This window comes from Pseudomonas sp. Pseusp3 (genome assembly GCF_047304225.1).
In the GTDB taxonomy this organism is placed as follows: domain Bacteria; phylum Pseudomonadota; class Gammaproteobacteria; order Pseudomonadales; family Pseudomonadaceae; genus Aquipseudomonas; species Aquipseudomonas fluorescens_CD.
Genome location: NZ_JBGLYV010000070.1, coordinates 21,102 through 30,098, shown reverse-complemented (window position 1 = coordinate 30,098; position 8,997 = coordinate 21,102). Strand labels below are relative to the sequence as shown.

At 60.4% G+C, this 8,997-nt stretch carries 9 protein-coding genes; 3 read left to right on the top strand and 6 right to left on the bottom strand.

The window, feature by feature from the left end; translation table 11 throughout:
- Positions 1–78 precede the first annotated feature (78 nt).
- A complete protein-coding gene (locus ACCD00_RS21530; RefSeq protein WP_413427434.1) occupies positions 79–546 on the bottom strand; it encodes a ferritin-like domain-containing protein in 468 nt (155 codons plus the stop codon).
- Positions 547–749: 203 nt separating this feature from the next.
- Between ACCD00_RS21530 and ACCD00_RS21525 the strand changes: the two genes are divergently transcribed.
- On the top strand, positions 750–986 hold the full coding sequence (locus tag ACCD00_RS21525; RefSeq protein ID WP_003227425.1) for a DUF3820 family protein: 237 nt from the start codon (positions 750–752) through the stop codon (positions 984–986).
- Positions 987–1,005: 19 nt separating this feature from the next.
- Positions 1,006–2,187 (top strand): aminotransferase class V-fold PLP-dependent enzyme, encoded by a 1,182-nt coding sequence (locus ACCD00_RS21520; RefSeq protein ID WP_413427433.1) that lies wholly within the window; start codon positions 1,006–1,008, stop codon positions 2,185–2,187.
- A gap of 298 nt (positions 2,188–2,485) precedes the next feature.
- Here the strand turns inward: ACCD00_RS21520 and ACCD00_RS21515 are convergent, their stop codons facing one another.
- From ACCD00_RS21515 to zwf, 3 genes are read right to left on the bottom strand one after another with little or no spacing between them, the layout of a single operon-like run.
- The gene (locus ACCD00_RS21515; protein ID WP_008019264.1) at positions 2,486–3,151 is read right to left on the bottom strand and encodes a bifunctional 4-hydroxy-2-oxoglutarate aldolase/2-dehydro-3-deoxy-phosphogluconate aldolase; all 666 of its coding nucleotides are present in this window, start codon (positions 3,149–3,151) and stop codon (positions 2,486–2,488) included.
- A 17-nt stretch (positions 3,152–3,168) separates the two neighbouring features.
- The gene (gene pgl, locus ACCD00_RS21510; RefSeq protein WP_413427432.1) at positions 3,169–3,882 is read right to left on the bottom strand and encodes a 6-phosphogluconolactonase; all 714 of its coding nucleotides are present in this window, start codon (positions 3,880–3,882) and stop codon (positions 3,169–3,171) included.
- The gene (zwf, locus tag ACCD00_RS21505) at positions 3,869–5,338 is read right to left on the bottom strand and encodes a glucose-6-phosphate dehydrogenase (protein ID WP_413427431.1); all 1,470 of its coding nucleotides are present in this window, start codon (positions 5,336–5,338) and stop codon (positions 3,869–3,871) included. Before zwf ends, pgl begins: the two co-directional genes overlap by 14 nt.
- A 228-nt stretch (positions 5,339–5,566) precedes the next feature.
- Here zwf and ACCD00_RS21500 point away from each other — a divergent pair, with 228 nt between their 5' ends.
- Entirely contained in the window at positions 5,567–6,427 is an 861-nt protein-coding gene (locus ACCD00_RS21500) for a MurR/RpiR family transcriptional regulator (RefSeq protein WP_170948639.1), read from the top strand.
- Positions 6,428–6,568: 141 nt separating this feature from the next.
- Here ACCD00_RS21500 and ACCD00_RS21495 read toward each other — a convergent pair whose 3' ends face one another.
- Complete coding sequence (locus tag ACCD00_RS21495; protein WP_413427430.1) at positions 6,569–7,423, bottom strand: D-hexose-6-phosphate mutarotase; 855 nt, start codon at positions 7,421–7,423, stop codon at positions 6,569–6,571.
- A 114-nt stretch (positions 7,424–7,537) separates the two neighbouring features.
- Positions 7,538–8,884, bottom strand: coding sequence for a carbohydrate porin (locus tag ACCD00_RS21490; RefSeq protein WP_413427429.1), 1,347 nt, complete (start codon positions 8,882–8,884; stop codon positions 7,538–7,540).
- Positions 8,885–8,997 lie beyond the last annotated feature (113 nt).

Here is an 8,997-nt window from a genome sequence, read left to right as displayed (position 1 = left end):
CGTATCAGTCACTATCAATGGTGACTGATACGCCGCCTTCGCGAGCAAGCCCGCTCCCACAGTTGTTTCAACCAGACATTACGAACGCGCACGCGCCTGGTTACGCAGGGCCTTGACCTGATCGTGATTGCGTTGCACGCCGTGGTACTGGCGCTCAACCAGGTCACGAATGCCCACCAGGTTGTGCTTGTTGATTTTCTCCATGGCGTCCCGGTAAGCCTTCAACGCATGGTCTTCACCACGCTCGGCTTCATTGAGTACGGCCTCCTCGCCCTTGCCGGTGAACATCGACTTCACGTCGACCCAGCGACGGTGCAAGTCACCGCGGACACTGGTGGAGGTTTGCGGATCGCCGCCCATCGAACGCACGGCGGACTGCAGTTCCGTAGCGGCCGTAGCACAATCGGCGGAACGCGCGATGAACAGGTTTTTGAGTTCAGGGTGCTTGATGTCTTCAGCGCAAGTCTTGAACCCGGCCTGACCGTCCTTGCTGGTTTCGATCAGGTCGTTGAGTACGGAAATCGCTTCTTTATTCATGTCGGTCATTTTTCAGTTCCTCACGGTTGATGAAAGATGCAATGAGTGGTGCACCCTGCATGCCAGCCTGGAACTGCTTACTTATCCGTTATTTTTCAAATACTTATCCATTATCAAAAAATCTGTATCCGTTTTATTTGCATGATCTGTCAATTGGCCTGCATGCAGAATGCCTGTATTTTCCAGACTGACTGAATCAAGACGACCGACCGATGAATCCTGAAAAGCTCGAACTGCTGATCACCCGCGAAATGCCTTTCGGCAAGTACAAGGGCCGAATCATTGCCGACCTGCCCGGCCCTTACCTGAACTGGTTCGCCCGGGAAGGTTTCCCTCACGGCGAGTTGGGCGGCCTGTTGGCCCTGATGCAGGAAATCGATCACAACGGCTTGTCGGACCTGCTCGAACCGCTACGCGCCAAACACGGCAAACCTGCCCCGCGCCACTGAATCACCTACCGAGTAGCCCATGCCCGACAACACCCGCCGTGCCCGTGATGAAGCCTTCTGGCAAACCTTTGCCGACCGCTACGATGTCGAACCCGGCCCGCTCAACCTGGAGAACGGTTACTTCGGTCGCATGTCGCGCACGGTGGTCGAGGAATACCAGCGCAACATCGAGCTCATCAATCGCAGCAATTCGGTCTACGTGCGCCAGCGCTTCGAACAGGGCGACAGCCTGAAGATCCGCGCGCAATTGGCGAGGTTGACAGGCGTACCCGCCGACAGCATCGCCCTGACCCGTAACGCGTCGGAAGGTTTGCAGTCGCTGATCCGCAACTACAACCGGCTGCAGCCCGGCGATCAGGTACTGGTCTGCGATCTGGAATACGACACGGTCAAAGGCGCCATGCGCTGGCTGGCACGCAATCGTGGTGTCGAAGTGATCGAGATCGAACACGCCCACCCGGCAACCTTCGACAGCCTGCTCAACACCTATCGGGAAGCCTTCGCGCGGCATCCGCGGCTGAAGCTGATGGCCCTGACCCACGTCACCCATCGCACGGGCCTGGTGATGCCGGTGCAGGCGATTGCAGCCGCTGCGAAGGAACATGGCATCGACGTCATCCTCGATGGAGCCCATGCCCTCGGCCAACTCGAATTTGACCTGGCCGGGCTCGGTATCGCCTTTGCCGGCTACAACCTGCACAAGTGGATCGGCGCCCCGCTGACGCTCGGCTTCATCTACATCGCCCCCGAACGCCTGGCCGACATCGACCCGGACATGGGCGAGATGCACTTCCCGGTTACAGACATTCGTGCCCGTACGCCGTACAGCACACCGAACATCCCGGCGCTGCTGACCTTGCCGCTGGTCCTCGAGGAGCATCACGCCATGGGCGGCGCGGCGGCCAAGGGTTCGCGCCTCAACTACCTGCGCAACTTGTGGGTCCGCCCCGTGCGCGAACTGCCGGGCATCGAAGTCCTGACCCCGGACGACCCGCGACTGTACTGCGGCATCACGGCCCTGCGTTTCATCGCACAGACCGATCAGCAGGCGATGGTCGAGCGGCTGCTCAAGGACTACAACCTGTTCACCGTGGTACGCACCGGCGCGGCGTGCGGCCCGTGCATCCGCATCACTCCGGGGCTGACCACCACCGCCGGGCACATGACGCGGCTGACCACGGCGCTGACGGAGTTGTGCTGACCTGCTCGCGATGGGCGTGAACGATAACGCGGGAACCCGATGACCAACGGTACCTGTAGGAGCGAGCTTGCTCGCGATGGTCGTGAATGATGACCCGGGAACCCGGAAGCCAGCGGTGCCTGTAGGAGCGAGCTTGCTCGCGATGGTCGTGAACGATGACGCGGGAACCCGGTAGCCAGCGGTGCCTGGAGGTTTTTCGCGAGCTCGCTCCTACAGGTATTAAGGGCAAAAAAAAACGGTGCACCGACCAAGCGCACCGTAAAGCCGTAGAACACACAACGAGTGTAGGGTGAAGCGATCAGTCCAGCAGCGCCAAGGCCTCGGCGGTGCATTCCTGAATGCGGGCCCAGTCGCCGTTCTTGATCCACTCCGGATCAAGCATCCAGCTACCGCCCACGCACATGACGTTCTTCAACGCCATGTAGCTCTTGATATTGGCCGGGCCGACGCCGCCGGTCGGGCAGAATTTCACTTCGCCGAACGGGCCGCCCAAAGCCTTGATGGCTGCGACGCCGCCGCTGACTTCGGCCGGGAACAACTTGAATCGGCGGTAACCCAGAGCGTAGCCTTCCATGATGCCCGAGGCATTGCTGATGCCTGGCAACAGTGGAATCGGGCTGGCGACGCTGGCTTCCAGCAAGTCGCGGGTGATGCCCGGCGTGACGATGAATTGCGAGCCCGCCGCTTCGGCGGCAGCCAGCATCTGGCGATCGAGCACGGTGCCGGCACCGGTCACCAGCTCAGGACGCTGCTCGCGCAGAATCTGGATGGCCTTGAGGCCGAATTGCGAACGCAGGGTCACTTCCAGGGCCGTCAGGCCGCCGGCCGCGAGCGCGTCGGCCAACGGCAGAACGTCCTGCTCGCGGGCGATGGTGATCACCGGCAGAATCCGCGCCTTCGCGCAGAGGCTGTCGATCAGGGCAACTTTGTCCGCCATGGAAACGGTCGGGGATGGGTTTGTCATAGCGGCTGTTCCTTGGCTCATGGGCACCAGTAAATCTCTAACGTGGGTTGCAGAAATGCGCGCACCGGCATTTCGGCGACATCGTCACCGGCCAGCGCGAAACTCAAGGTGGTCAGCTTGGACTGACCGGAAATCGACAGAATCTTGTGTTTGGCCGAAGCCAGCAGCGCGCGACTCATGGTCAGGCGCTGACGCGGCACGGTCGGCGCCAGCATCGGCCAGCAACGACGTGTACCGTCGACTTTCAAGGCCTCGTCAAGGTTCGGGCTGTTGGGGAACAGCGACGCGGTGTGGCCGTCATCGCCCATGCCGAGGATCAGCACGTCGATCACCGGCAACTCGGACAACAAACGGTCGGCCTGCTCGGCTGCCTGCTCGAGGTTGGCACTGGCGCTGTACAGGCTCAGGAACTGCGCCTTGGCCGCCGGGCCTTGCAAGAGATATTTCTTGAGCAGGCCAGCGTTACTGTCGGCGTGCTCCACCGGCACCCAACGCTCGTCAGCCAGGCTGACCACCACGTTGGACCAGTCCAGCGCCTGCCTGGCCAGGTGCTGGAAAAACGCCACCGGGCTGCGGCCACCGGACACCACCAGCGTCGCTGTACCCTGGGCGTCGATTGCATCGCTCAGTTGCTTGGCCACATTCAGCGCCAGGCTTTCGGCCAGCAGCACCGGGCTCTTGAACGCATGGGCGCTGACGCCCTGCGGCAGTTTCAAATCAGATATCGCCATACCATGACCTCCCGTCCCGCGTGATCAGTGCAATGGAGCTCATCGGCCCCCAGGACCCTGCCGCGTACGGCTTGGGCGCATCGCCGGATTTTTTCCACCCGGCGATCAACTGGTCACACCACTTCCACGCGGCTTCGATTTCATCTTTACGGACAAACAGGTTCTGATTGCCGCGCATCACTTCCAGCAACAACCGCTCGTAGGCATCGGGAATCCGTGCGCTGCTCCAGGTGTCGGAAAAATTCAGCTGCAACGGACCGCTGCGCAGCTGCATGCCTTTATCCAGGCCTTGATCCTTGGTCATCACGCGCAAGGAAATGCCTTCGTCCGGTTGCAGGCGGATAATCAGCTTGTTGCTGATTTGCAGGCGCTGCTCGGGAGCGAAGATGTAGTGCGACGGTTCCTTGAAGTGGATGACGATCTGCGACAGCTTCTGCGGCATGCGCTTGCCGGTACGCAGGTAAAACGGCACGCCGGCCCAGCGCCAGTTACGGATGTCGGCACGCAGGGCGACGAAGGTTTCGGTGTCGCTCTGGGTGTTGGAATTGGGTTCTTCCAGGTACCCCGGTACCGCCTTGCCTTCGCTGTAGCCGGCGATGTACTGGCCGCGCACCACTTGAGTGGTCAGGCCTTCCGGGCTGATCGGCGCCAGGGCCTTGAGCACCTTGACCTTCTCGTCACGGATGCTGTCGGCGGACAGGTCGGCCGGTGGGTCCATGGCGATCAGGCAGAGCAGTTGCAGCAGGTGGTTCTGGATCATGTCGCGCAGCTGGCCGGCCTTGTCGAAGTAACCCCAGCGGCCTTCGATACCGACCTTCTCGGCCACGGTGATTTCCACGTGGGAAATGTAGTTCTGGTTCCACTGGGTTTCGAACAGGCTGTTGGCGAAACGCAGGGCGATCAGGTTCTGGACGGTCTCTTTGCCCAGGTAGTGGTCGATGCGGTAGGTGCGGTTCTCCGGGAAGAATTGCGCCACGGCGTCGTTGACCTTGCGCGAGGATTCCAGGTCCGAACCGATGGGTTTTTCCAGCACCACACGGGTGTTTTGCGCCAGGCCGACCTTGGCCAGGTTTTCGCAAATCGCGCCGTATACGGCGGCCGGGGTCGCAAAATAAGCGATGACTCGCTGCGCGGTGCCGGCGACTTCGGCCAGGGCCACATAATCTTCGGTTTTGAGGAAGTCGACGTGCAAGTAGCTCAGGCGCGCCAGAAAACGCTCGACCACGGCGTCGTCCAGCTCTTTGGCACCGACATAGCGGCGCAGCTCGGAAGCAATGAACGCCAGGTGTTCCTGTTCGCTGCCTGGCTCACGGGCCAGCGCGATAATACGCGTGTCCTCGTGCAGCAGGCCGGCGCCGTCGAGTTGATAGAGGGCAGGAAACAGCTTGCGCAAGGCCAGATCGCCCAAGGCGCCGAACAAGGCAAAGGTGCACGGTTCAACCGTAATCGAGAGCATGATGTTTGTTCTTTTATCAAGTTAAGCTACAAATACCTTTTTTCAAGGCATCACTCAAGGGAAAATGTAGTAATAACCACAACATTTTCGCAAAATACAGATTCCGAGTGGTGGTCGGTCGGAGCCATCAGTAGGATAGGCCACCGTTACGGGCCTCACCAAAGGCCCTTTTTGCATTAGCCGCGCGCTTATCGGTGCCGGTGAATCAAGGAATCCCATATGGACCGCGTGCGAAATTTACTGGAACAAATCCAGAATCGCCTTGAAGAGCTGAACAAGGCCGAGCGCAAAGTCGCCGAGGTGATCCTGCTCAACCCGCAGCAGGCCACCCGGTTCAGCATCGCTGCCCTCGCCCAGGCGGCTTCGGTCAGCGAACCGACGGTCAACCGTTTCTGCCGTTCGTTCGGCGTCAGCGGCTACCCCGAGCTCAAACTGCAACTGGCCCAGAGCCTGGCCAGTGGCGCCGCGTACGTCAGCCGTGCAGTGGAAGCCGACGACAATCCTGAAGCCTATACCCAGAAGATCTTCGGCAGCGCCATTGCCTCGCTGGACAGCGCTTGCCAGGCACTGGACCCGAACCTGATCAGCCGCGCCGTCGACCTGTTGATCCAGGCCCGGCAAATCCACTTCTTCGGCCTCGGTGCCTCGGCTCCGGTGGCCCTGGATGCACAGCACAAGTTCTTCCGCTTCAATCTCGCCGTCACGGCCCACGCCGACGTGCTGATGCAGCGCATGATTGCCTCGGTGGCCCACACCGGCGAGTTGTTCGTGATCATTTCCTACACCGGTCGCACCCGCGAACTGGTGGAAGTCGCGCGCATCGCCCGGGAAAACGGCGCTTCAGTGCTGGGCCTGACCGCCGAGAACTCGCCGCTGGCCAAGGCCAGCACCCTGAGCCTGAACATTCCGCTGCCGGAGGACACCGACATCTACATGCCGATGACGTCGCGGATCATCCAGCTCACCGTGCTGGACGTGCTCGCCACCGGCATGACCTTGCGCCGGGGCGTGGACTTCCAGCCGCACTTGCGCAAGATCAAGGAGAGCCTGAATGCCAGCCGGTATCCGGTGGGTGATGAGTTCAACTGACCGATCCTGAATCTTTACTGCTTGAAAGGGCGCCTTCGCGAGCAAGCCCGCTCCCACAAGTGACCAGGTTCCTTCAGTTGGAATGTGGTCGAATGTGGGAGCGGGCTTGCTCGCGAAGGGGCCAGCAGCAACACCGCAGAATCAAGCCCCCACCCACGCCTGTAAACTCAAATGCGCCCGCTCCCCAGGTTTCAGGCACAAGCTGTCGGTACCGCCGCTTGCGGCCTCTACGCAAACGAATTCGGATATCTCGTTCCAGGTCACGCCGAGCAACGGCCGTGAACCGGGATGCCAAACCACTGTGTCGGCCGTTTCGCCAGTGTCGATGCACAGCGCCCGCTGCCAGGCATGGTCGTTGAGCTGCAATTCGCCATCATGCTGGAACACTCGCTGACAACCGCCGTCCACGCGCAACTCGCCTTCCTGCTGACAGACCTGTCGGCTCAACTGGTCATAACCCTGAGCACCCTCCAGCCCAGACAGCGCTATCTCACTGACATCGCCAATACGCCAGTAAGCGTGCAAAGCCTGGCTCAACTGGCACGGCATGTCGTCCTGATGCTCGGTACTCAGGCGCAATTCCATGCGTTCGCCCAGATGCGCGTGCAGATCCACCTGCCAGTCGCACAACTTCAGTTGCCAGTGCAACCGCACGCCATCGTCGTCACTGTTGCTGTCGAGCAGCTTCCAGTCGAGCAACCGCGCCCAGCCATGGGACGGCCAGGCGTTTTCGCTCGGATGCCGTCCATACCACGGCCAACACACCGGCACGCCACCGCGAATGGCACCGACTTGCGGCCACTTCGCCGCGCACCACAGCCAGGGTTTCTGGCCCTGTGGCTGGAAGTGCAGCAACTGCGCGCCCTGACGGCTGAACACCGCCTGACACAGCGGATGATCGATCACCAGCACGTCGCGCATCTGATAGCGCTCCCACGCGAACACCGGACGCTCGCGCAAGGATTTGAAGAAGCGTTGTAGCGGATGCTCAAGCATGTGCCACGGTCCTGAAAATCATCTGTCACCGGGGTGCGCGGCCCGCAAAAAAAAGCGGACAGCCAGGGCTGTCCGCAAAAATGCGCACATTGAGGAGAGCTTATCGCAACAGCGTTAGAACACCGACTGAATTTTCAGGCCGGCCACCAGCGCGTTGTCGACTTCATCCACACCACCCGGGTGCGTGACGTATTGCAGGTTGGGACGTACGGTCAGCCAGTTGGTCACGTGGAAGCCGTAGTTGATCTCGTAGTTGTATTCGGTTTCACGAATAGGCGAGAACAGCGGATTGTCGAAGTCCGAAACACCGTTGGCCGCGTTGGTCAGTTCGGCGTTTTTCTTCACGTCATCGTTGACATGGATACGGGCGAAACCGATGCCCACGTCATCCTTCGGGCGCGCATCGAACGGGCCCTTGTACACAAACATCAGCGACTGGTAGTTGTCGATGAAGTTGGTGTCCTTGTCGTGGAAAGTGGCGTTGGCCGCGATGTTCAGACCGCGAGAAGCGTCGCCGTTGTGGCTGGTGAGTTGCTGCTGCGCGACGAACCAGTAGCCGTGCTTGCTATCGTGGACGCGCAAAGGGTTGCCGGTGGTCGCTGCGTCCTGACCGTTGTCGTCTTCGCGAACGTCGGCGGCATCGGAGGTACTTTTGTAGTAACCGACACGGTATTCGCCAGGCAGGTTGTTGACCTTCGGCGACCAGACCAGCTCGACCGGCAGGACGGTGCCATTGGTACCACTGCCGCTGAGCTTGAAGCCGTTACCGTGCTCCAGTTGCGAGGTGTTCTGGTTGTACGCGCCGATCTGGGCGTAGAGCTCGTCATTGATGTTGTACTTCACGCGGATCGCCGCCTGCATCACCGGCCAGTTGTACCAGATGTTGGTGGCCCAGTTACCCACCTGGGATCCGCAGAACGCCAGGTTCTGGAATTCGCACGGGAAGGTGTTGAAGTCTTCACCTTCGCCGAAGTAACCGGCCTTGACGTCCAGTTTGTTGTCGAAGAACTGATGCTGGATCCACAACTGGGTCAGACGCACCATATGGCCACGCCCGAAGACTTCCTGGGAGGAACTCAGGGTGCCGGCACGCGGGTCGCCGATACGGTCGTTGGAGATGTTCTCACCGTTACGGTTGGTGAGCTGGATCTTGGCCTGGGTGTTGTCCCAGCCCAGCAGTTTTTCCAGGTCCAGCGCTGCCCCCAGGCCGAACTGGTCGGCGTAGCGCGCGGTCTTGTCATCGTTGAAACCGCCATGCAGGTTGGCGCCGACTTCACCGACGTAATCCATCTTGATGTCGATGCCCTGCTCGATCAGTTTGGTTCGCTCGCCACCCCAATCGCCCGTCATCCATTTGGAGTCGGAGCTGAACGCTTCAGCGGCCATCGCATTGCCGGCCAGAACCAGTGCTGCCGCTGCTGACACTTGGCAGATCAACCGGGCCTTGTTCTTCATTTTCATCCCTACATCCTCGTTTTATTGTTATTAACTTTTCTTCTTTAACGCGGTTACATCAGTTGCGACGGATGTCTCCACCCGCCACATATCCCCCCCCTGTAGGAGCGAGCTCGCTC

Coding starts and splice junctions, on each gene's coding strand:
- ACCD00_RS21530 (WP_413427434.1), bottom strand. CDS start 546: ATGACCGACATGAATAAAGAAGCGATTTCCGTACTCAACGACCTGATC.
- ACCD00_RS21525 (WP_003227425.1), top strand. CDS start 750: ATGAATCCTGAAAAGCTCGAACTGCTGATCACCCGCGAAATGCCTTTC.
- ACCD00_RS21520 (WP_413427433.1), top strand. CDS start 1,006: ATGCCCGACAACACCCGCCGTGCCCGTGATGAAGCCTTCTGGCAAACC.
- ACCD00_RS21515 (WP_008019264.1), bottom strand. CDS start 3,151: ATGACAAACCCATCCCCGACCGTTTCCATGGCGGACAAAGTTGCCCTG.
- pgl (WP_413427432.1), bottom strand. CDS start 3,882: ATGGCGATATCTGATTTGAAACTGCCGCAGGGCGTCAGCGCCCATGCG.
- zwf (WP_413427431.1), bottom strand. CDS start 5,338: ATGCTCTCGATTACGGTTGAACCGTGCACCTTTGCCTTGTTCGGCGCC.
- ACCD00_RS21495 (WP_413427430.1), bottom strand. CDS start 7,423: ATGCTTGAGCATCCGCTACAACGCTTCTTCAAATCCTTGCGCGAGCGT.
- ACCD00_RS21490 (WP_413427429.1), bottom strand. CDS start 8,884: ATGAAAATGAAGAACAAGGCCCGGTTGATCTGCCAAGTGTCAGCAGCG.